Below are 549 nucleotides of genomic sequence, written 5' to 3'. Positions count from 1 at the left end.
TCGACGGTTCGCGGCGAGCACTCACGTACCGCGCTCCACCACGAACGTCACGCCCTCACCGAGGTCGACCACGACGCCCGGCTCCACGACCGTCGGCTCGCCCGGGTGCAGCCGCTGCGGCCCGGCGTCCTGCCGCAGGAGCAGCACCCCGTTGGTGGACCGCAGGTCCGTCACCACGACGTCCTCGCCGTCCATCCGGACCTCGGCGTGGGTGCGCGAGATGTCCTGGTTGGGGCTGGCGACGGTGACCAGGCGCGGGAGCTGGCTGTTCGTGACCCGCGACACCTGGGGTGCCCGGCCCAGCAGGACCGGGCGGTTCAGGGCCACGACCAGACCCGACGACAGCAGGATCTTCGCCGGCGGCGGGGCCTGTGGTGCCGGCACGGCCAACGGACCGGGAACGGCGTCACCGGCCCACTCCGGCAGCTGGCGGCGCAACGCGACCACGTCGGAGCTGAGGACCGTCAGGCCGTCGTGGTCCTCGTCGCCCTCGGGACCCGTGCCGTCCGCGGGGGTCGGCCCGTCCGACGGCGCGGCCTCCTGCGCGGG

General features: G+C 74.9%; 1 protein-coding gene. It reads right to left on the bottom strand.

Annotated features, from left to right (window positions below):
- Positions 1-21: 21 nt before the first annotated feature.
- A partial coding sequence (locus tag N869_RS15930; protein WP_156968618.1) for an FHA domain-containing protein occupies positions 22-549 on the bottom strand: 528 nt, incomplete at its 5' end.

This window comes from Cellulomonas bogoriensis 69B4 = DSM 16987, from assembly GCF_000767165.1.
Taxonomy (GTDB): Bacteria; Actinomycetota; Actinomycetes; order Actinomycetales; family Cellulomonadaceae; genus Actinotalea; species Actinotalea bogoriensis.
The sequence above is the reverse complement of the archived record's forward strand: the minus strand, read 5'-3'. Positions and strand labels throughout refer to the sequence as shown.